Origin of the sequence: Runella sp. (genome assembly GCF_027484545.1) — a bacterium.
In the GTDB taxonomy this organism is placed as follows: Bacteria; Bacteroidota; Bacteroidia; order Cytophagales; family Spirosomataceae; genus Runella.
In genome coordinates this window covers 25,395-48,177 of sequence record NZ_JAIXST010000050.1, presented here as the reverse complement: position 1 = coordinate 48,177, position 22,783 = coordinate 25,395, and the positions used below count along the sequence as shown (strand labels likewise).

Sequence of the window (22,783 nt, the reverse complement as noted above, 5' to 3'; positions counted from 1 at the left end):
TTTTCATACATTCAGAATGTGGGCTATGGTATGAGGGCTTTCGATGGCCATGAGTTTGAGGCGATTCCTAACTTGGCTATCGGGCCGTTGCCACTGCTGATATACCTGCAAAATGGTTTGCGGCTGCCCGTCATAGGGCTTGATTTCGGTAGCGACAAACGGCAAGATGTCAATGCGCTTGGCTTTCATTTCTTCGCCAAAATACAACTCAAACACACAGCCGTCTATGACCTGCCGCAGGTATTGAGCCACGGCACCATTGCCAATGCTCGGGTGAACCTGAGGGTGTGCCGTATCGGTGAGGTAGATGACGTATTTTACCAAGTGCGCAATGGCTTCTTGGTAGTGCGTACTGACGGCCAAGGGGATGGGAAATGGGTTGAGATAATTGGTTTTAAGTGTTCTTGCATCGCCTTGAAGGGTATCGCCCGTGTTTTTCAAAAACCACCATAGTACAGCACTGTTGGCAATGGCCAAAAGGTATTCGTAACTCGCTGAAATATTTTCTTTTTTGACCCAACTATACACTTTTGTATTATGATAAAAATTACCTTCATTGAACGTCACGTTGGGGTGGGTGGTGCAGATTTCCATGCTGGAAAGCTTAGGCTGCTCAAACTTGACAAGGTTTTTGGGATAAATATACTCGTACCAATGGGACATTTTGGCCGCTTTCCCGCTTTCTCGCGCTTTAAAAATGGCTTCTTGCTCCATGATGTATTGGAACGTATAGGGATAATTGTCCTCAAAGGTTTTGAGGGGTACTACCGCAGCTTTTTTGTTTTGTACCTGATACGGAAAAAAGACGTAATTATCGGTGTGTAAAGGGGCGTAGCGTTGTACATCGCGCCCGCGCAGCATGGGCTTAAAAAACGCCTTTTCTACTTGCCACACTCGGTCACTGAGTTTGTTTTTGCCGTATAAATATCCCTCATCTTCTCGTTCCACCTCAATCAAAAATAGATTGTCGTTGCTGGTGGCAATTCCTTGAAATATATCTTCAAATACTTCCTCTATTTTACTCGAATGTTGATATATCTTTTCAAAGATTTGGTATTCTTCGGCGGTTCTGAAAAATATCCACTGGTTGCCTCCGTAGGCTTTGGCGGCGCGGTCGAGGGTTTCGTAGCTGATAAATTCGTAGCGAGATTCGTCGTTGAGGTGTGGGATAAAATTGGTTCGGTGGGCAAATTTTTGGAGTTTAAAACCTGCATTGGCTTTTTTGGAAAAAAAAGCAATGCAAACGTAGGTATCGGCATCGTTAAAGACCCGATTGGCTCCAAAATGGGCAATTTTGTCAATGTACATGCCTTTCCGTAAAAAACTACGGAAGGGAGCAGAACTATCAGAATTGAAGAATTTGTGGGGAAAAATAAAGCAATTGCTGCCGTTTTCTTTGGACAGTTTCTTGACGGTCATCACAAAAAACAGGTTGGCAAATTCATACGCCCCCGTCGTAATCTCGCGGTAATCTTTTTCGGTTTCGATGTATTTTTTCTCGTCGGTCAAGTTGGCCTGTATGCCCTGCACCCGCATATAAGGCGGATTGGCAATGACAATATCGAAGCCTTTTTCGTCGGTCACTTGTTCGTTGAGGATTTCGGCAAAGGTGAGTTTCCAATCAAAGAATCGCAAAGGCATTTCTGGGTTTTGCTTCAATGCTCGCAATTTAACAATCAACTCTTCATAGCCTGCGGTACGTTGGCGGAGGTCTTCTTCGGCTTTTTGCTCGGCTTTCGATTTGGGCAAAGCAAATAATCCCCCTTGCGATACATTGGTAGCACTGGCCTCTAATTGGCTCAATGCCAGTTGATTAATCAGCAAATCAATCTTTATGTCTCTAATCTCTTGTTGCAGCGCTTCTTTGGTGGGGTGCGGCTGGGTGTCGTCGTCGTTGAGGCTAAAAAACGCACGCTGTTTCTCTACCACTTTTCTGAGTGAGTCCCGAATGCCCTCCAAGAGAAATTGATTACTGGTGGTATGTGATTTGTTCCATTCAATTTCTACAATCTGGTTTTCAAACTTGGGCACAAGCGAGTCGCCTTCTACGATTTTGTAGTCGAGGTTGGGCAAGGCGCGGGGTTTTTCTTCGTCCACAATCAACGACAACCAAAAGCGCAAGCGGGCAATGTCCACGGCACCTGCGTCCAAATCCACGCCATAAATAGATTTCTGGATGATATTTTCTTTGACCTTGGCCGACGAGTAGCTTTTGAAGCCTCGGGCAAAATAAATAATTTCTTTGATGGCAAAAATCTCCTGCAGCAGTCCCATCGGAAATGCGCCCGAGCCAATGGCAGGGTCGCAGATTTTGATTTTTTCGAGCCTATTGTCAATGTCAATTAGTAAATCTTCTGGAATATTGTTGATATTTTTCTGCACCACTACTTGCCTGATTTGGCTTTCAATGGTAGGGTTGTTCTTGGGATTGAGGTGTACATTTAGGTAATGAATCAGGCTTTGCTGACACATGAAATGTACGTTGTCTTTTGGGGTGTAAATCGCACCTTTTTCACGGTTTTCTTCGAGCAAGTTTTCAAAGATGTGTCCGAGCATTTCAGGGTCAACGGCCACAGTCTGGTCTTCGGGACTGTCTTCATAAATCGTAAAGTTGAAGCTATTCATAAAGTCGAAAAGCCCTCTTTCGTTGGGTTTATCGGCTTTTTTATCATCATTTTGATGGAAAAAGTGGGCAGGAAACGAGATGAGGGACGCCTCAGGCTCTTTTTTACCATAAAAAAGCCCCCCGTTGAGATACGGCACTTTCACTTGCTTGCCCGTTGGCATCCTGAATAAATCCCCTTCTCGTTTGGTATTGAGCGTCTCAAAAAACAGCTTTGAAAGCCAATGCGAATAAAACGCGGATGTTTGGTCTTGTGCCTGTACTTCCTTGAAAAGCGAGAGCAAAAAATTGGTATCGCCCTCCCAGTGGTCTTGGCCAACGGTAGCCCCCAACCAGCGTTTTTTCTGAACAAAATACAGGAACACAATACGCCCAAGCAAGCGTTTGCAAAAGTCTCTCACGGCTTTGTCGTTGCCCTCGAAAACGGTGTTTTTGAGCGGCATAAGGTGAGCCAAAAACTTTTTTTCGTAGTTGTACTTGTATTCGGCAAAAAAGTCATTGGAGAGTTTCTCAACCGAGAATGCCTCAATGACATCTTTCAATGCCGCCCGATTGTTGTCGCCTAAGTATTTGGTGAGTCGTTGGGCAGCGGTGGTACAGGACTCATTTTGGCCTAAAATATAGGTATAACGCTTTGGGTAGGTTTGTTTGGTTACAAACTCACCCTCCTCATTAAACGAGCTACTTTTGGCAATGAAAGTGAGTCGGTAATCTTGTTGGGTGGTATCAGCAGAATGAAATAAAGCCAAAATGCCCTGAAACTTGCCTCCATCTACATACTTGGCGATAAGTTCACGAAGCTGAACCCTATTTTTTGAGATGACTTTGTTGCTGCTTAGTTTGACATCAATCAGGGCTAATTGTCGGTCGTCGTGCAGTGATACTGTACCAAACTGAAAAGCTTTTTGCACATACTCCACATTTTCAAACAATGGCAAAGCCGCCTCGGTGGTAAAGAGGGTTGGGTTTTTGAATATATGACGAACGATCTCCTGCCAAGTGTGGAGGCGATATGGCTCGTGAAGTTTTTCTTTGAGTTCTTTTTCGGTCATGGGTATTTCTGTCAATTCGTTAATCGTTGTCTTGTAATTGTGCAACAGGCTGTTGCATAATTAGATTTTCTCTGAAAGTAGCGGTTGTGCGGGTATTGTCAAGCAAGCTCGTGTTATATCCATGCGTCAAAACTTTCAGAGATGGTTATTTTAGACTATTTTCTTTTCATTTTTTTATGTTACAAAAAAGAAATAAAAATAATTAACTATTTAAAAATCAACTATTTGAATCTTTTTCTTTTTCATTTATTTTTTATTTCTTTTTTTTTTTGCCAGTTCGTATTTACGATACGTTTTACCTCCTGAATATTCTAATTCGCCCTCTTCTACTAATTTATACACGGCTTTTTGAATATCCTTGCGGTCAATTTCTTCAAAGCGTTGATGAATATCTTCGATGCTGCTTTGGGGCCTGAGGCGTAATTCTTCAATGATCAGGGCTTTGAGGCGGTGCGGTTCTATGACTTTCAGGCTGGCTTTGACATTGAGTCGGGCATTGGCCACCAATTGTGGGTTGATGAGGTATTCAGTACCTTTTTTAAGGCCACGGCTGATGAGCAAACCTTGTTCGGTTAAGCGACTTACGTAACTTCTAAGGCGTTCTTCTTCTGGCAATTGTAGCTGCTTGTAGAGTTGAGTAGTCAAGACTTTTTGCCATCTCGACACGATACCCAATGCGATAAACTCACGTTGCGATAGTTGATAGTGATTCGATACGTATTCGAGTAGCGCAATGCTTGATTCGTCCAGGATTTTAGATTCCTGCACCACGTTGACACTGTCAAAGTCGGCTTCAACGATAGGAAAGGGTTTGGCATTACGGCTGCTGATTTCATACAGTAAATCAAAGCCTGAGCCTTCTCCTTCCATCAGGTTGAGGTCGTGAAAGATTTTGATGAGATGAGGATTCCGTCGGGCGGTTTTGTGCAGAATGTTATCTTTGGAAATACCCATCAATAGCCCGCCTGGGTTTTTAATTTCCAGTCTATCCACATAAACACTGATAAAAATATCGCCTGATATGGTGTAGCTTTTGTGCGCAAAGGCATTGATGAGTAGCTCTCTGATGACCCGTTCGTCATAAAATCGAATGGGTTTGCGCTGGAAAAGTCCGTCTTGGAACTCATGGTAATAGGTAAGTTCGATGGCTTCTTTTTCGATTTCTTGTAATAGTTCTTTGGGGTTGAGGGCGTAATCGTGCCAATCTAATTTACGGACTTTCTCCTCTAAGTCATTGTAAACCAAATACTGTATCGTGAGTGGATACGCCAATCGGCTGCGTTGGGAAGCATTGCCAAGCCACAAAATGCCCAAGTTTGTTAGTTGCTCGCTGTTGATGAGGTTATAATGCTCGGCAATTTCGACATCACTTCTTTGTTTTATGCTCTCCTTTACCCTTGGCGACTGTCTAATCTCGTTGGCAAATTTTGTCAGATGTTGGGCAGGAATGTCATTTAACCAAACGTTTCGCAATTGCAATTCCCACTGAAAAGCATCTTTTTCGGCGGCTATCCTTACGAGGTCTTCGCTACGGGCCGCGTGGCATTGGTCACCTACTCGCAGGTAAATTTTGCCATCGTTGGTGGTGGCAATGGTTTTAGAAGACGGTAAAATAGTAAGTTCAAAATACTGCCCTCCGTTGGGATGTGTCAACACATCGCTGGCGGTTAAACCCACATTAAAAGAAAGAGAGCGAATTCGGGTAAGGGTTTTGTTGATGTCTTCTACGTTGATGGTTTGTTCACTCGGTGGCATCTTATTCACATCTTCAATGCCAATAACGAGTTTGCCGCCTTGCGCATTGGCAAAACAAACAGCCGCTTGTGCCAAGTCTTTGAAACCGCTCTCGCCTTTCTGTATGATACGAATGCTTTTGTAATCAATATGTTGTGATTCGGGGGTCATGCGTTGAAACTTTCAGAAATGATGATTTTGGGGATAAGGTCTTTGGGGGTGGCTTTGGTTTTGGCTACGGGGTTTTGGCGGGTCTGTAAGTTATAACTATTCAAGATTTTGAGCAACTCGTCCAGCAAAACCGACAGTTTCAATTTGGCTGTTTTCTGGTTTTTTTGCAATTTATTGATGTCGCGTTGTAGGTTTTGGTACCAGCCTTTTTGCAGGGCTTCTTTGGCCAAAAGGAGCAAGGTTTTTTCGTCTGGGCCCAAGTGCGGGACGTTCAAAAAGCCGTTGAGGTAGTCTTGGGCCTTCTTTTCGTTGGGGCCAGGGGTAATGTCTATTTTGTGTTCGGGGCTTGCTTCCCGCTCAATATCCGCCTGAAACTGCCCGATGGCAGTTTGTACCTGTTCGTGGTGGGTGGGGTGCAATGGGATAGCTTTTTCAGACTCGGTGGCTTGAAATTTCTTGACGGCTTCCAAAAAAGAGAGGGGTAGCACTTCTCCGTTGGTCTTCACATAAAAAAAGGCATCGCGCTTGTGGTTTCTGATGAAGCTGATGGTTTCATTGCGTTGGGTTTTGTCTTTGCGGCCTACCCTTGCCCGCAGCGGCATTTGTTGAATCTTACGGAAATAGTCGGGGTCTTTTTCTTTCAATTCTCTGATTTTCATCAAGTATTCCAACTTCTCATCTTTTTCTTCGTCGGGGTCTTTGTCAAAAAGCCCGAAAGTTTCGGGGGTTTCGTCGGGGCTGTAAATTTGACTATCTTCACCCAAGGCTGCGTGGAAGGCTTGCAATTTCATCAGGGCTTTTTTCTGTAGCTCAATGTCGTTGTCCACCTGCGCCGTTGGGAAAAAGTTAAAGACGTGTACTTCTTTGGCCACCGACCCAATGCGATTGACCCGCCCGATGCGCTGCATGAGTCGGGTGGAATTCCAGGGCGTATCATAATTGACGATGACGTTGGCACGGTGTAGGTTTACCCCCTCTGCCAGTACTTCGGTAGATATAACCATCTGGTAATCATTGCGTTTGATACCCGAGAAATTGGCGTCGAAATTTTCCCGAATAATGGGCATACGGTCTTTGCGGGTGTGGCTGTCCACGGTCAAGATTTTTTCTTCAATAAATTGGGGCAATTTCTTGGCCAAATAGTCGGTGGTCTCTTTGCTTTCAGAGAATACGACCAACTTTTTTTCGTGGTTGATGTCGGTAAACAAGCGATTTTTGAGGTACTCAACAAAGGTGTCGAGCTTGGGGTCTTTGTCGCCAATTCCCTCCCAAAGCATGACCAATTGGGTTAATATTTCTTGGTCTTGTTGGAGGCCGCTTTCAAAACCTACTTCAAAATCATCGGGGGCGCAAATTTCGATGGTGGGGTCGTCGAGTTGCCGTTCCAATACCAAATCTAATAGTTCGTCTTCTTTGCCGTCGTTGATGTACTCGCTCACGGGGAGGTTGGGGGCAATAAAAATACGGCCTTGCTCAAACATGGTAATCATGGCTTGATTGGCCTGCAAAAACCGTCCCAATGACGCCTTGAAAGCATGAAAGCTACTGTCAATGCGTTTGACGAGCATGGTTTTCATGATTTTGGCCAACTGCGTGGCAATCATGTCGGCCTTTTTATACTTCTGCTTTTTGGCTGGTTTTAGAAAACCAATGGCCCGATAGCGGTTGTAGGTAAGTCCCAAAGTGGGGTGAGTCAACAGCCAAATGGTTTTGTCGTAGAGGCTTTCAAGCTGCGGGTCTAACTGATAAAAAATCTTCTCTGGCCCTTTGACATCAGGGAAGCGAATGCCTTGTGCTGCTAAATCTAATGAATACTGGTCGTGAATCTGCAAGTCGGTACGCGTCCGTCGAACGGTCAGGGGTTCGATGACTTTGTTACGGATTTCGGTATAAATGCGTTTTACTTCGGCCAGCGTTTTGGTCAAATCAGTCTCGTTTTTAGCCTTGCGATAAGCGTCAATTTGTTGGCGGAAGAAGTGCTGCAAGTTTCCCACTTCGAGGGTAGAATCTTTGCTATCTTGAAACAAATACACCAAACTCGCTACGTCTTCTGGGCGATTGTTGAGTGGCGTAGCTGAAACGAGCATTACTTTCTTTTGGGTTTTTGAGCCATCAGGCAATACCCTGCGGGCAGGCGATTTACAAATCTTTTGCAGGTCGTTGTAGGCCGTAGAAGCATCCGACCGAAACTTGTGGGCCTCGTCCACAATCACCAAATCATATTTTTCGGGATTGCGTACTTTGTGCAGGCTGCCGTTGGTTACGATTTCGTAACTTTCAAAACCAAATTTTTCGAGGGTTTCTTCCCAGTTGCCTTTGAGGGCGGGTGGTACCACAATCAACGTACGAGAGCGGTGGTCGGGGAAGCCATTTTTGAAGTAAAACTTTTTGGCAATGAGGGTAGCGACGACCGTTTTACCTAATCCGACCACATCCGAAAGGAAAAAACCTCCGTGTTTATCCATTTTATTGAAGCCATCGTTGACCGCATCAATCTGGTAAGAAAGGCGCTTAAAGCCCTTGGGCAAATCGCTGATGGAATTGGGGTCAAAGTCAATGCTTTTGCCGAAATATTCAATCAAAAATTTCAGGTAAACCTCGTAAGGGGTGAAGGTATCGTTGAGGTAGGTTTGTTGTTTGAGTTTATCCACAAACGCTTCGCTGACGGGTACACCTTCAACCCAGAGTTTTTCAAAGGTGTCGGTGGCAAAGGCAATATCAGTATCGTCGCGTAGTTCGACATTAAATTCAAAGTTGCGTTGGAGGCCTGAATCGGTAAGGTTGCTCGACCCCGTAATGACTGACCCGTAGCCGTGGCTGTGCTTGGTTTGTTCTCTGAAAATGTAGATTTTGGCGTGGATATTTTGCTTGGGGTGTACCCTAATTTGCAGTTTACCCGTGGCCAAATCGCTGATAAACTGCAGCATTCCCTCCTCAATGGTTTTGGAGTAGGTGGCCTGTTGGATGTTTTCTTTTAAAGACTCAAAAAACTGTTCTTGCGACAGGTGGGCGTCTGCCTCAAAAATGACTCCGTTTTTCTGGGCTTCGAGCACCAAAACATCAATATTGATACCTACTAAAATGCGGATTTCTTGGGCTTTCTCAATGAAAGGGCGTATTCTGAAATAGCCCGAAGCCCGAAAGTAACCTACGAGGGCATCAAAAAAGTGAACGTTTTTGTATTGAAAAACCCCTTCAATTTTTTGCAGGAGGGTATTATCGGTTTCGTTGGTAAAAAATTTGGTGGACATAACCGTACTTTAGAATGTCCACAAATTAAGATAAAAAAATAGGGTAGTTGGTAACAAAGCCCTAAAATTGTCTGAACCTGTTAGCAAGTGAGCAAACAGGTTGTAATTGTAGGAAATGGGGTACTTAGATTGGTAGTACCTGAGCGTCTCCTAACACTATTTTGGGAGAGTCTACCTTAGCCGTGATTAGATAGGCATCTACCGGGCTGCCGTCGGCGTCGAAGTACTCGACTGTCCAAGTCTGTGCGGAACGCCGCCCGGTAGCATGCCCAAGGCGACAAAAAAAGTGCCGGACATGGTCGCCCGACACTTTCAAACACTGGAAACCTGTTGTTATTTTAACTGAAATTTGACACCAAAACGGCAACCAAATCCGTCAACAAACGTTCGGAGGGGCAAATTTTGAACCATGCTGGTAATTCCAGCTTGATAGTAAGGCTCTCCAAACACCTGCCAATGCCGGCCATAACGTATTTCTGCGCCTACCCCTGCGTTGAATCCAAAATACGGTTTTGTGTTTTGAAAATGGGTGAGAGTGCTGTAAAAATCGTGACCGTCGGGCTCGTAAATCTCTGCTTTCATTTGCTGTTTGGTGGGGATAGCCCAATAGCCGCCCACAAGGGTGTAGAGTTTTAAACCCATGTTTTTTTGTTGGAGCCGCCATGGCAGTTTTCGGCTGTAAAAATCATACTGAAGCGCCATGGGAATTCGCAAATGCTGCACGAAATTATCTTCGTCTCCTTCAATAACAACACGGCTGCCTACCATCGGATTGGACGTGTAAAAATCTCCAGGGATTTGCGCCATACCAAACACCGTTTTTTTTAAGAATGTGGGTTTACCGTTTACGTCTTGCGCAATCAGGGTTTCCTTACTGAGTCCCGCATGTTCAAAGCGGATTGTTTGGTATTCCATACCCGTTAACAAACTCAGTTTGCCCGATAGTTTTATCCCAACCCGAAAACCCGCCACTTGGGTCTCTGTAATTTTTTCATGACCATACTCAAAGGCGTCAATTTCATCCCGTCTAAGACGCAGGCTATTTAACTCGGGAGAAAAATACACAGACACTGAAAGTCTCTTGCTGAAAGGCTGATGAGTTTTTTTAAGTTTTGCAGCTGACTGATTTTTAAGTATACCGTGAATCTTTGGAATGTTCAGATGCGGCACAATTGAGTAATTCAACGGCTCTAAAAAAGCAAGATTCAGTAAGTTATTTTCTGCGCCCATCAACGCCTCGGGCGTATGTTTTAGGTCGGCTGTCGGTGGCACGATGTTTTCAGCCAGAGCTTGGTTTTTAGCCATATTTTGACTGTTGGATTCAACATTACCGGTCTGTTTTCGGCGATTTGAATTTTGACCGAAGGATTGATTAGTGGTAATGCTGCGCTTACGGTTGCCGGACCGATTATTTTCAACAATATCTTTTGAATCGTATGGAGTATTTTTAGAAATTCCGCTTTTGGGGTTTGCGGTACTTCGATAACTTTCACTTAAAGTAATTGTTTCTTCATTCGGGGAGGTTTTATTGTTTTTAGATTGACTATCAATGGCTTTCGTATTGTCCTGAGCAAAATCAGACCCGTCGTTGATGGATTCAGGAATAGGTACTCGAATATAAACCCGCTCCGTTCGGGTAATATAAACGGTGTCGGTTTCTTTGACTTTTATGATCTGCTGAGCTACCGATTCCTGCCGTGGGGGGGCCTCCCCTTTCAGCAATACATACCCGCTACCTCCCAACAGTAGCATGGCTATGCCCAGAGCCGCTTTAAGCCAGCCATTTTCTGCTCGCAGTCTACCAAGGTGTAATTGGAGCGCATTGGCTCTCATTCCATCCAAATTGGCCGGGGGTGGCTCGAACGACATCCGTTCAATCATCGAACGAAAAGTCTCGTCTATTTTGTGTGGTTTTTGCTCGCTCATATCGAACGGGTTTTAGCTTCTTTGTTCATGATCAATATCTTCTTTTGTAGTAGCCGACGCGCATCCTGTAGGTTGGACTTGGAAGTCCCTTCGCCAATACCCAGCTGCTTAGCGATTTCGTGGTGTTTGAATCCTTCAAAAACATACAGGTTGAACACCATGCGATATGCTGGTGGTAGGGTTTGTACTAAAAGTAACAATTCCTCTGCTGAAAGGTGGCTTTCGATATCTTGGTCAGCAATGGGTTGAAAATGGTCGGTCAGCAGCGAAATGTCGTCCAACTGATGGCCAGGTTTGACAACTTTTTTGTAATGCTCTAATGACACATTGACCATGATTCGTCGTACCCAACCCTCAAACGAACCTTCATTGCGAAAGCGGTGCAGCTCCTGAAAAACTTTCATAAACCCTTCCTGTAAAAGGTCTTTGGCATCTTCATAATCATTCACATACCGCTTACATACCACCATCATTTTGGGGGCATATTGTTGATAAAGGCGTTCATACGCTAACGCTTCTCCTCGCAAACAGGCTTTTATGAGCTGACTTTCCGGCAAAATACTGTGAGGTTTAGTGGTAAATCATGGTAGCATATCATCTATTTGGAGCGTCTTTTTTTTAGTGTAAACATTAGGGTTTTGGAATTAATATGGTTCATAATCCTTCCATCCAGTACAAGATGAAAAAAGCCCCAAAAGGGTGGGGTGATCAATAAAATTTAGTTGGAGTTTGCTCAATTAGGCGTAAACCCCAACTAAATGATGACGGATTCCACTACTCCTCCGACTTGTTTTTAAGACTCATCAACAACGCATACGCCCCTTTTACCACAAAGTTTTGAGTGGTCTTGTCAGGATTAAGAATTTCAGTAAAACCGTTTTCGGTGTTGCCAATTTGCACTTCTTTCATCTCAAATTCATTGGCGGCTTTCTTGATAAAAGCATAGTGTTTGCCTTCGTAGCGCACAATGGCGTCTTCGGGCAATACATACGCGCTGCTGTTTTTGACTTCTACTTCGGCGTTCATGTACGTGCCTGGAATAAGGGCTTTGTCGTAATTTTTGAAATGGCACTGCACTTCGCTCACACGGTCGGCAGTGAGGTCTTTGCCAATCATAATCACTTCCGAAACATATTTCTTATCGGGACGATTATTGGTAAAAGTCAATATCTTTTGCCCGATAAACAGCTTATCCACGTCTTTTTCAAACACCTTTAACGCCAGGTGAATATCGGTCGGATTGATGAGTTCAAACATCACTTCGGTGGGTGAGACGTACTTGCCGATGTTGCTGTTGATTTTGGACACGTAACCGCTGATGGGTGAATAAATACTAACAGTGCGAGAAATATTGTCTTCGGTCAATTTCGTTGGATTGATGCCTGCCAATTTTAGTTTTTCGGCCAACGCACTCAACAATACCCGCTGCCCTCTAAATTCCGCTTCTGATTGTTGATAGACCTTGTCGCTACTGGCTTTGCTTTGGTTGAGGTCTTTTTGGCGCAGGTACTCGTTTTCTAAGAAATTGATTTTTGATTTGGCCGTCAAATAATCCTGCTGCAACTGAATGTACTGCTGGTCTTCAATCACGGCCAACAATTGCCCTTTACGTACGTTCATGCCTACCAACAAGCCCGTATTTTTCAAATAACCGCCCATCGGCACACTGATGGAAACCACGTTTTGGGGTGGTACTTCTATTTTCCCATTGACTTTCAGCACCGACGAGATTTGTTTTTGCTCTAAACTTCCCGTCACGATTCCCGCGTTTTTGATTTGAATTTCGGTGAGTTTTACAGCGTTTTTGTTGGATGGCGCAGTCGCCGTTTGTTCTTCGGTCGTTTTGCTTCCGCAGGCGGTCAATAGTCCAAGAATTGTGATGAATATGAATGTATTTTTCATGGTGATTGTCTATTTATTGTTGAAATAATTGAGTTGAATAACGGCCTCATTCAGGTTCCGAACGGCTTCTACGTAGTCGTTTCTCACAGTGGTGGCTTGGTTTACCAATTGCACCCATTCGAGGTAATTGATATTTCCCGCAAACAACTGTTGGTTGGCCGTGGTCGTAATCAAACGGGCGTTGGCCAGGGCCGTATTTTCAAAATAAGCGACCGTTTGGGCGAATTTATCGTACTGATTTTGAGCCGTTTTATACTCAATATCCAATGATTGTAAACCCACCGAATAATTGCTTTCGGCCACGAGTTGAAGCACTTTGGCGCTGTTGATTTGGGCTTTTTGAGCGGCCGTAAAAATAGGAATCCCAACGCCCAACTGCACCGACTGGAATCGGTGGGTTCCCGAATAGGTTTTATTGTCCGCACCCACGCCCCGAATACTGCCGTTGTTGTACATCACAGAAAGATTGGGAAGCAATCGTGCTTTTTCAACCTCAACAGAGGCCGCCGCAATGAACTGCTGTTGTTTTAGCAATTGCATAAACGGGTGCTCGTTTAACGACATCTCAGTGGCCGTTCTTGCGAGTTTGAAGTTGTTGGCAGAAGGGCTAAAGGTGGTGGACGAATTGAGCAACAACTGAAACTGCAACTGCATCATGTCAATATCCTGCAAAAGCTGATTCAATTGCGTCGTAATTTGTCCCAACTGGGTTTCGGCAGTGGCTTTTTCCAGCACATTGCTTTCACCTTTCGACAAACGCAATTCGGCCCTTTTGAAAAAATCGGTGTAAAGCGTGTCGGCAAATTGCAGTAATTGCCGCTTTTGTTGTAGATATAGCAAGCCGTAAAAAACCTGCGTTACTTGTTTTTTCAATAAAACTTCCCGTACGTTCACCGCCAAAAGGCTTCGTTTCCATTCTTCGTTCAACAGATTTTTTTGGGTGCTATAAACTTTCGGAAAACTGAACGCCTGCCCAATACCGATTTTTGAGTCCACGTACGCGCTGTTGATTTGCCCAATCTCGGCGGTGGCATTGGCCTGCGGCAAATTCTTTGCCGTTTTTATCAACTCCTGTTGGTAAGTCGAAATCAGTTTTTCATTTTTCACCAACAGGTTGTTTTTCAGGGCTGTATCAATGGCGGCCTGCAAGGTAATGGGCATTTGGGCTTGGGCATGATTGCCCCAAAAACCTAAAAGTAAAACAATACTTGCGGCTGTTTTTTTAATAGGTTTAATGCTTACTTTTTCAAAAACCATGTACAAAACGGGCAGTACAAACAAGGTCAGAAAAGTAGCAATTAACAGCCCGCCAATGACGACCGTGGCTAACGGACGCTGCACTTCGGCCCCTGCGCCGTTGCTGATGGCCATGGGTAAAAAGCCGAGGGATGCTACAAAAGCCGTCATCAAAACGGGGCGAAGGCGTACTTTGGTACCGTTCAGAACAATGCTTTTTGTATCATCTAATCCGCTTGCTTTGAGACGGTTAAACTCTGCAATCAGTACAATACCGTTCAGCACCGCTACGCCAAACAACGCAATAAATCCCACCCCTGCGCTGATGCTGAACGGCATTCCGCGCATCGCCAAAAACAAAATGCCGCCAATGGCCGACAGCGGAATGGCCGAGTAAATCAGCAAGCCCTGTTTGACCGAATTGAAGGCAAAAAAGAGCAATAAAAATATCAATATCAACGACACAGGTACGGCAATCATCAGGCGTTCTTTGGCGGCGTTGAGGTTTTCAAATGCCCCGCCGTAGGTCACGTAATAGCCCGCAGGAAAGCGAATTTGCTTATCTACTTTGGCTTGTAGTTCGGTGACAATGGTTTGCACATCGCGGCCACGAACGTTGAAACCCACCACAATTCGGCGTTTGGCATCTTCGCGCTGAATTTGATTGGGGCCTTCCTTGATTTGAACGTCGGCCAATTGATACAGCGGAATTTGCGTGCCTTGTGGCGTAGGAATCAGCAGGTTTTGAACGGCGGTCACGTCCTTTTTTTGCTCACCGCCGAGGCGCACCACCAAATCAAAGCGTTTTTCACCTTCAAAAACCATTCCGCTGCTTTGTCCGGCAAAAGCCGTATTGACTACCCGATTGATGTCGGCGATGTTGAGATTGTATTGGGCAATGGTATTTCTGTTGTACTTAATAATGATTTGCGGCATTCCCGATACCGCCTCTACGTACAGGTTTTTTGCCCCTTCCACGGTGTTGATGAGTCCGCCCAGTTTATGGGCGTAAGCCGCCAAGGTGTCTAAATCTTCCCCAAAAATCTTACAAACTACGTCTTGTCGTGCGCCCGTCATCAGTTCGTTGAAACGCATCTGAACGGGATACTGAAAACCAGCCGTTACGCCAGGGATTTCGGCCAAGGCCGTTCCCATTTTTTCGGCCAATTCGTTAAAGGTTTTTGCCGAAGTCCATTCGCTTTTGTCCTTCAAAATCACCATCATATCGCTGGCTTCCATGGGCATGGGGTCGGTCGGAACTTCGCCGCTGCCTATTTTGGTCACCACTTTTTCTACTTCGGGAAAACGACTTTTAAGAATATGAGCCGCTTTTTGGGTATTGGCAATGGTAGTCGTTAAGTTACTGCCCGTCAGCACTCGCGTGTCCACTGCAAAATCGCCTTCTTCGAGGGCAGGAATGAACTCACCGCCCAAAGTTGAAAACACAAAAATCGCAAAAACAAAAAGGGAAATGGTAGCGATTAAGACCGTTTTGGGAAAACCAACGACTTTATTCAGCGCAATTTGATAGGCATTTTCTACCTTGGCCATGAGTCGGTCCGAGAAGTTGAGGTCATGTTTGATTTTCTTGCTCAAAAACACCGCACTCATCATTGGAATGTAGGTCAGCGACAGGATAAACGCCCCCAACAACGCAAACGCCACCGTCTGCGCCATGGGCTTAAACATTTTTCCTTCAATACCTTGCAGGGTAAAAATGGGCAGATACACCACTAAAATGATGATTTGACCAAACACAGCGCTATTCATCATCTTGCCCGCTGATTGATTTACCTCGGCATCCATCTGCGGCTGACTGAGCTGCGCAATGCCGCTAAATTTCTTATTGTGAGAGAGTTGGTGCATGACGGCTTCGACAATAATTACGGCCCCATCCACAATCAACCCAAAATCCAGCGCCCCCAAGCTCATCAAATTGCCGCTGACGCCGAAGAGGTTCATCATAATAATGGCAAACAACATCGCCAACGGAATCACCGACGCCACCAGAAGTCCTGCTCGGAAATTTCCCAGAAACAGCACCAACACAAAAATGACAATCAACGCCCCTTCCAAGAGGTTTTTTTCTACGGTGCCAATGGCGTTGTTCACCATTTTGGTTCTGTCCAAAAACGGTTCGATGATTACGCCTTCGGGCAGGGTTTTCTGAATTTGGGCGATGCGCTCTTTCACTACTTTAATCACCTCGCTGCTGTTGGCGCCTTTCAACATCATCACCACCGCACCCGCTACTTCGCCTTGGTCGTTGTAGGTCATGGCCCCAAAACGAGTGGCAAAACCGATTTTTACGTCGGCTACATCGCCAATAAACAGGGGCGTGCCACCGCTGAAGCTTTTGATGGAAATGTTTTTGATATCGTCCATGCCACCCACCAAGCCTTCGCTTCTAATGTACAAAACGGTGGAAGCTTTTTCGATGTACGAGCCACCCGTGTTTTGGTTGTTGTTTTCGAGGGCTTTGAAAACGTCGTTGATGGTGATGTTATTGGCCTGCAATTTTGCGGGGTCCACTTCGATGGAATACTGTTTGAGTTTCCCACCAAAACTGCTGACTTCGGCCACGCCCTTTACGCCCAACAATTGCCGACGTACAATCCAATCCTGAATGGTACGAAGGTCGGTTTCGTTGTATTTGCCTTCGTAGCCGTTTTTGGGGCGTACCACGTATTGGTAAATTTCGCCCAAACCCGTCGTAACGGGGCCCAATTCAGGTACACCAACCCCTTGAGGAATAACGGATTGTACTTTTTGCAAACGCTCGGCTACTTGTTGGCGTGCCCAGTAAATATCAGTTGCGTCGTCAAAAACGATGGTAACGAGCGACAACCCAAATCTGGAAAAACTACGGATTTCGTGCATTCCCGATATGTTGCTGTTGGCCTGCTCAATGGGAAACGTAATGAGACGTTCAATATCGGTAGCCCCAAAAGACGGAGCAATGGTTATAACCTGAACCTGATTGTTGGTAATGTCGGGAACGGCGTCAATGGGGAGTTTGGTAACTTCGTAAGTACCGTAGCCGAGGAGGGCAATGACAAATAGCCCAATGATGAGTTTATTCCTGACGGAAAACTCAATGATTGAATTTAACATGAAAATGGTATTTAATGAAACAATAGAACACCCTCATCGAAACCGATGAAGGATACAATGCGGATAGCCCGCTCAAAAAAGTTCCATTAAAGGGTTCGGGGGGGCTGCCAAACAGCCGAAAGATGAGCCGCAAGAATATTAGCGTCAGAATAACACGAAGGTTTTTCTTCGGGGAGAAGGGTGACGCTTAGTGATAAAGGCGTAAAACTCAGAAAGAAGTAAAAAGGAAATTGAAACGAACTGCAATTGTCGTGCGAACGAAAAGGAAGTTGACTGTCTCTTTCGGTATCGCCGTCGTCTGCGTGATTGATGGCGTAGTGATGATGGAGGAATTGAAAAAACGAAAGGGAAGGGTTCTTTTGCTGATGTTCCTGAAAATGAATAACAAGTACCGGCAGCTTCAACAACTGACTGAACTCAGTGGCTGAAAACAGGTAAATAATCAACAAAAGTCTTGAAACAAACATTTTCACGGGGCAAAAGTAATCTTTTTTAAAGATATTTTTTTGATAGGACTTTATAAATGATTTCTATCATATCTGCATCGGGAGAATTGAGACCTACTTTTTGCCGACCGATATAGATTCCGGGTGACTCAATTACTGCTTTTAATTCTTGCGCTAAGAAAACTGAACAAAACAATTGCGCAAACAACCTGTTCATCAAACATAGTATCATTTTATACTATCAACAAAACTAAAAAACCAAAAAATGAAATTCATCAAAAACACCATTTTCGCTTTTGCAGTAAGCTTAGTTGCCGTAAGTGCCATGGCGCAGGACAAAAAAGACGTGGTTGACATTGCCATCGGTTCAGCTGACCATACCACGTTGGTAGCCGCCGTAAAAGCCGCTGATTTGGTAACAACTCTAAAAGGAACAGGCCCCTTTACCGTATTTGCACCTACCAACGCAGCATTTGCGAAATTGCCCGCTGGTACGGTAGAAACGTTGCTGAAGCCTGAAAATAAGGCAAAACTGGCGGGTATTCTTACTTACCACGTAGTAGCCGGAAATTTGGATGCCACCAAAGTGTTAGCCGCCATCAAAGGAGGCATGGGGAAAGTTGTATTGACAACCGTAGCGGGCGGTAAATTAACTGCTTCGATTGAAGGTGGAAAAGTGATTTTGACCGACGAAAAAGGTGCAAAGGCAATCGTGACAGCTACTGATTTGAAAGGCAGCAACGGCGTTATTCACGTGATTGATTCGGTGTTATTGCCAAAGTAATCAGGGACTAATCAAACAAACCGACACAAACGGGCGACAGGAATGGGAACTTTACCCATGAACGTCGCCCGTTTTTTTGTTATTTTAGGGTGGTTTTGGGGTTGACGTACCTAATTTCGCCTTATTTTTCTATTTTTACTGCCGACTCTTTCATCAACCAATTCCTTACCTCCTTATGCTTCTCAACAAACGTCAATTTCTCCAATCACTGACCGGACTGGCCACGATACCAAACATAAACTTAGATTCGCTGCTTCCTTCCATCACCTCACAAACACCCGAGGAAGTAGCTCAAAACGAGGCATTTTGGTCAGAATTACGCAAAGGATTTACGGTAACGAAGGATTTTATTCATCTCGAAAACGGCTATTATGTATTGGCATCCAATGAGGTGTTGGAATCCTTTATTCAGCACATTCGTGACATTAATCCCATTTCGTCATACTACATGCGAACGCGGCAGTTTGATGATAAATTGGAGGTACGGAAACAATTGGCGGAATTGGTCGGAGCGTCGCACGAAGAAGTGGTCATTACCCGAAATACCACCGAGTCATTGGATACCATCATTTCGGGAATGGACTGGAAAGCGGGTGATGAAGCCATCATGGCCATGCAGGATTACGGTGCCATGGTGGATATGTTCAAACAGCAGGCGCGTCGCTACGGAATTGTCAATAAAATCATTTCCATCCCCAATCATCCCACATCGGACGAGGAAATTGTGGAACTGTACGCGCAAGCCATTACGCCCAAAACACGACTGTTGATGGTGTGTCATATCATCAACGTGACGGGGCATATTTTGCCAGTGCAAAAAATCGCCGACATGGCTCATGCCAAAGGAGTGGAAGTTATGGTAGATGGTGCCCACGCCGTAGGTCATTTTGATTTTAAGATTCCTGACCTGCACTGCGATTATTACGGAAGCAGCTTGCACAAATGGTTGGGGTGTCCGTTGGGTGCGGGTTTGTTGTACGTCAAAAAAGACAAAACCAAGCAAATTTGGCCATTAATAGGTGAAACAGGCCATCCTGACGATGATATTCGCAAGTTGAACCATACGGGCACACACCCCGTTCACACGGACTTAGCGTTGGCGGATGCCATCAAGTTCCACCAAAAAATCGGCATTCAACGCAAAGAAGCGCGTCTTCGCTATCTGCAAAGCTACTGGACGGCACAGGTCAGAAACCATCCGGGCATTGTGGTCAATACACCTGCCGACCCCAAACGCCACGGAGCCATCGCCAACGTGGGTGTCACCAAACTCAAACCCGCCGACCTTGCCAAAACCCTCATGGACAAGTACAAAATCTGGACCGTCGCTATTGACTACGCCAACGTCCACGGCGTACGCGTGACCCCGCATTTATTTACCACTACCGAGGAATTGGATACGTTTGTGAAGGCGTTGAAGGAATTGGCGTAATGTTATTAAAATACGTATAACAAACTAAAGTTAGACCGAAGGGCTCCGTTTAAATTGGCACCCCATGTTTTTGATTCCGCCGTATGCGTCAAATTAAGTTCAGCAAGTTGAGCTTCCACCAAAAAATGATTGCTGATGATATAAGCTAATCCAAGACTCGGTCCTAAGCTATAGTTATTGCTCTGTGAAAAACCCGTGTTTGAATTGTTGACGATTTGTTTGGACTCGGCTCTGCCATAATTCAACTGAAACCCGATATAAGGAGTAAAGCGAGCCGGCACAAGGTACTTTCTCGAATAAAGACCTATAGTGTAATTAGTGAAGTAATTTTCATTTTTCTGACCATTGTTATACGTGTTGATACCCTTACGGGTGGAATAACCTAAATACACCCCTACCCTTGTTCTGTCTTTTACAAATTTTCCGATTTGAACATTAACTGACCCTTCATTTTCAGTATCCTGTGCAGTATTTGAATAATTCGGATTCGTATTTTTAAATAAAGACCCATTTATATCAAAACCTCCCCCAAGCACCCAACCTCCTTTTTTTAAAGCCGTTAGCTCTTTGGGCTCTATTTCAAAAGAAGTAGGTTTAATCCAATAGATTAAACCTGCATAAAACGAAGCAGTATTGATGGGAAATGAATTAGTAATCGTCGATACTTCTAACGCCAGATGTTTATTGAAAAAATACAGAGCACCCACTTCAAAAAGAGGCTTTATTGTAAAATTTGACCGTTTTTGGGTATAATCATACGGAAAAGAACTCTCCGTTCTCGTATTTTTTGTTTTGTTAAAATTCCCATTGAAATTTATTCCTCCGCCTACAAAACCCCTCCAGCGGTCTTTTCCAAAATAATAGAGCCCTACCGAACTGAGTGAAACGGTTGTGGGGAGTATGGTTGCAGTTACCTGCGAACCATCGTTTGTCTGATTAAAAATACGATCAAACCCTCCGTATAAAGAGTTACGCCAAACAATGTTATCTTTTACAAACTTTCCATACGAAACTCCTGTCGAAAATGAGAAGTAATTGGATTTCGTTAATGCTGCTTTTGGGTAGGCATTAACAGAATATCCCGTTGAAATATTCCCTGAAATAAATGAATTACCTTTTTCTGTTTGACTGAAGGAGCTGATAGCAAATACAAAGAAGACGAATGTAAAAGTGTGTTTCATGGCGTTGAAAGTGGATAAGTTTACACTAACAACGCCTTTTTGAAGAAAATATTGATTTTTAAATTCTAAAAAATGTTAAAAAAGTACAAGGTTCAAAAACCTTATTTCACTTCAAAAAAATCACCCTTTTTCCAAGTGGGACGTTGGGGATTTTGAGCAATTAAATAGCCAATTAAAAAATTGAGTTGCGCATATTTTCGACCGGCCGACCAATAAAAAGTGCCTCCGCTGAAGTTATCCGCAGGCTTATGGTAGGTGGCTTCACGCCATTTTTTGACCGATTCCAACAAATTGAAATTGGGCAACGAGGTTTTACTGCCGTATTTGATATGCAACGCCGGAATGCCCGCCCGAACAAAACTGTATTGATCGCTTCTCACAAAACGTCCTTCTTTGGGCTCTAAGTCGGGCTCCACGTCCAATTTCAAGGCTTTGGTTGCCTGATTCACCACTTCCTGAAGACTGCTGTGCTCGGCTCCCAATGGCGAAACCGACTCCAACGGAGCGATAATTGTGGGCATATCGGTATTGACATCCGCAACCAACGCTGACTTGGGAACCGTGGGATTCGCGGCAAAATAAGCCGATCCCAAAAGCCCCATTTCTTCGGCCGTTACGATGACAAACAATACCGAGCGCTTCGGCTTTCTCTCCAAACGGGTGTACATTCGAGCCATTTCCAAGGCACACGCTACCCCCGACGCATTGTCGTGGGCACCATTATAAATTGAATCCCCTTCCACTGCTTTCCCGATTCCCAAATGGTCTAAATGAGCCGTATGAACCACGTATTCATTTTTCAATTCGGCATCGCTTCCTTCAATTTTTCCTATCAAATTGTAACTTATAATATCTTCATGCTGAGTACCATAGCTTGCTTGAAGAGTGGAAGAAAGGTAGGCACTCACGTTTTCTCCCTTATCCATTTTATCCCCAATTTTTTCAAAATCCAGTCCTTCGGCCTTCATCAAGTCACTCAGCATTTTGATGGAGATGGAACCGGAAATTTGCAGAGGCAATCCTCGGTGCGTTATCGACCCAACCACTTTTCCATGGTCGTCCATCGAAGCATTTTGTCCGGTAGAAGTCATGGTGTTGGCCTGAGCCTTAAACTGCGTCGTGGTCGTCATATAATTGCAGGTCAAAATTCCAATCGCTCCGTGTTTTATGGCGTATTCCTGCGTCGTAGCGGCATAATTGAGGTGCAGTTTTACATTGGCGGCGAGACTGTCCGGTACTTTTTTCATCACCACCACGATTTTACCTTTTACATCCACGTTGGCATAATCGTTGAAGCCCATTTCGGGACGGTCAAACCCGGCACCTACAAACACCATCGGCGCTGAAATATCAACCGAAGTCTTTTCGGGATGCGGAAAAATCAAATACTCAGAGCCATATTCCAAGGTTTTCGTCTCTCCGTTTTTCAAATTCATGCGAAGAGACAAGGCGTCTTTTTTCAGAATGGATTTTCTCAAAATCACTTTCTGCGTATATCCGCCTCCTTCGTCTGCGGGAATCAACCCCATGGATTTGAATTGACCGCTCACATAATCCACCGCCATTTGATACCCTTCCTGTCCCGGCAACCGTCCTTTCAACTTATCATCTGCTAAAAATTGAACGTGTGCTCTGATTTGGTTGGAATCTATTTTATTCAACGATTTCAGCAACTTTCGGTTGATAACTTTCTGGGAATGAACAAAGAAAGGCAGGAGTAAAAGCAGTAGCAGTTTTTTCACTTGGGAAGTTTTGAGCGTAGGTATCCAACTGCAAAAGTAGAGGATTTGAAGAAAAAATAACTATACAAATGAGGAGGGGGGCAACGGCCCCATGATTTTATTGCGGTGAATGGTCTTCCCTCTGTTTGAAAAATTGCTTTCCCCAAATCGGGCCAGGGAGGCAGTACTAAATTTCCTTTAAAAAAGCCT

12 protein-coding genes are annotated in these 22,783 nt (G+C 44.6%); 2 read left to right on the top strand and 10 right to left on the bottom strand.

Annotation, left to right across the window (positions count from 1 at the left end; all coding sequences use genetic code 11):
* Positions 1–3: 3 nt before the first annotated feature.
* The 8 genes from Q0081_RS04520 to Q0081_RS04485 form a co-directional block, all read right to left on the bottom strand.
* Positions 4–3,675, bottom strand: coding sequence for an Eco57I restriction-modification methylase domain-containing protein (locus tag Q0081_RS04520; RefSeq protein ID WP_298349821.1), 3,672 nt, complete (start codon positions 3,673–3,675; stop codon positions 4–6).
* A 246-nt stretch (positions 3,676–3,921) separates the two neighbouring features.
* Positions 3,922–5,580 (bottom strand): ATP-binding protein, encoded by a 1,659-nt coding sequence (locus Q0081_RS04515; RefSeq protein ID WP_298349819.1) that lies wholly within the window; start codon positions 5,578–5,580, stop codon positions 3,922–3,924.
* The gene (locus tag Q0081_RS04510; protein WP_298349817.1) at positions 5,577–8,831 is read right to left on the bottom strand and encodes a helicase-related protein; all 3,255 of its coding nucleotides are present in this window, start codon (positions 8,829–8,831) and stop codon (positions 5,577–5,579) included. Before Q0081_RS04510 ends, Q0081_RS04515 begins: the two co-directional genes overlap by 4 nt.
* Positions 8,832–9,164: 333 nt before the next feature.
* The gene (locus tag Q0081_RS04505; RefSeq protein ID WP_298349815.1) at positions 9,165–10,757 is read right to left on the bottom strand and encodes a hypothetical protein; all 1,593 of its coding nucleotides are present in this window, start codon (positions 10,755–10,757) and stop codon (positions 9,165–9,167) included.
* A complete protein-coding gene (locus tag Q0081_RS04500) occupies positions 10,754–11,314 on the bottom strand; it encodes an RNA polymerase sigma factor (protein WP_298349813.1) in 561 nt (186 codons plus the stop codon). The genes Q0081_RS04505 and Q0081_RS04500 overlap by 4 nt, the downstream gene beginning before the upstream one ends.
* A gap of 217 nt (positions 11,315–11,531) precedes the next feature.
* Positions 11,532–12,659, bottom strand: coding sequence for an efflux RND transporter periplasmic adaptor subunit (locus Q0081_RS04495; protein ID WP_298349812.1), 1,128 nt, complete (start codon positions 12,657–12,659; stop codon positions 11,532–11,534).
* Between the two features lie 9 nt (positions 12,660–12,668).
* Complete coding sequence (locus tag Q0081_RS04490) at positions 12,669–17,009, bottom strand: CusA/CzcA family heavy metal efflux RND transporter (protein ID WP_298349810.1); 4,341 nt, start codon at positions 17,007–17,009, stop codon at positions 12,669–12,671.
* An 86-nt stretch (positions 17,010–17,095) separates the two neighbouring features.
* The gene (locus Q0081_RS04485; protein ID WP_298349808.1) at positions 17,096–17,476 is read right to left on the bottom strand and encodes a hypothetical protein; all 381 of its coding nucleotides are present in this window, start codon (positions 17,474–17,476) and stop codon (positions 17,096–17,098) included.
* Positions 17,477–17,720: 244 nt separating this feature from the next.
* On the opposite strand from Q0081_RS04485, the gene Q0081_RS04480 reads away from it, so the two are divergent.
* Positions 17,721–18,239, top strand: a complete 519-nt coding sequence (locus tag Q0081_RS04480; protein WP_298349806.1) for a fasciclin domain-containing protein — start codon at positions 17,721–17,723, stop codon at positions 18,237–18,239.
* A gap of 175 nt (positions 18,240–18,414) precedes the next feature.
* The gene (locus Q0081_RS04475; RefSeq protein WP_298349804.1) at positions 18,415–19,671 is read left to right on the top strand and encodes an aminotransferase class V-fold PLP-dependent enzyme; all 1,257 of its coding nucleotides are present in this window, start codon (positions 18,415–18,417) and stop codon (positions 19,669–19,671) included.
* A 5-nt stretch (positions 19,672–19,676) separates the two neighbouring features.
* Here Q0081_RS04475 and Q0081_RS04470 read toward each other — a convergent pair whose 3' ends face one another.
* The gene (locus tag Q0081_RS04470; protein ID WP_298349802.1) at positions 19,677–20,852 is read right to left on the bottom strand and encodes a hypothetical protein; all 1,176 of its coding nucleotides are present in this window, start codon (positions 20,850–20,852) and stop codon (positions 19,677–19,679) included.
* Between the two features lie 101 nt (positions 20,853–20,953).
* Positions 20,954–22,594 carry a M20/M25/M40 family metallo-hydrolase gene (locus Q0081_RS04465; protein ID WP_298349800.1) on the bottom strand — a complete coding sequence of 547 codons (1,641 nt, stop codon included), beginning with the start codon at positions 22,592–22,594 and terminating at the stop codon, positions 20,954–20,956.
* Between the last annotated feature and the right edge of the window lie 189 nt (positions 22,595–22,783).

Coding starts and splice junctions, on each gene's coding strand:
- Q0081_RS04505 (WP_298349815.1), bottom strand. CDS start 10,757: ATGAGCGAGCAAAAACCACACAAAATAGACGAGACTTTTCGTTCGATG.
- Q0081_RS04495 (WP_298349812.1), bottom strand. CDS start 12,659: ATGAAAAATACATTCATATTCATCACAATTCTTGGACTATTGACCGCC.
- Q0081_RS04475 (WP_298349804.1), top strand. CDS start 18,415: ATGCTTCTCAACAAACGTCAATTTCTCCAATCACTGACCGGACTGGCC.
- Q0081_RS04515 (WP_298349819.1), bottom strand. CDS start 5,580: ATGACCCCCGAATCACAACATATTGATTACAAAAGCATTCGTATCATA.
- Q0081_RS04510 (WP_298349817.1), bottom strand. CDS start 8,831: ATGTCCACCAAATTTTTTACCAACGAAACCGATAATACCCTCCTGCAA.
- Q0081_RS04485 (WP_298349808.1), bottom strand. CDS start 17,476: ATGTTTGTTTCAAGACTTTTGTTGATTATTTACCTGTTTTCAGCCACT.
- Q0081_RS04490 (WP_298349810.1), bottom strand. CDS start 17,009: ATGTTAAATTCAATCATTGAGTTTTCCGTCAGGAATAAACTCATCATT.
- Q0081_RS04470 (WP_298349802.1), bottom strand. CDS start 20,852: ATGAAACACACTTTTACATTCGTCTTCTTTGTATTTGCTATCAGCTCC.
- Q0081_RS04480 (WP_298349806.1), top strand. CDS start 17,721: ATGAAATTCATCAAAAACACCATTTTCGCTTTTGCAGTAAGCTTAGTT.
- Q0081_RS04520 (WP_298349821.1), bottom strand. CDS start 3,675: ATGACCGAAAAAGAACTCAAAGAAAAACTTCACGAGCCATATCGCCTC.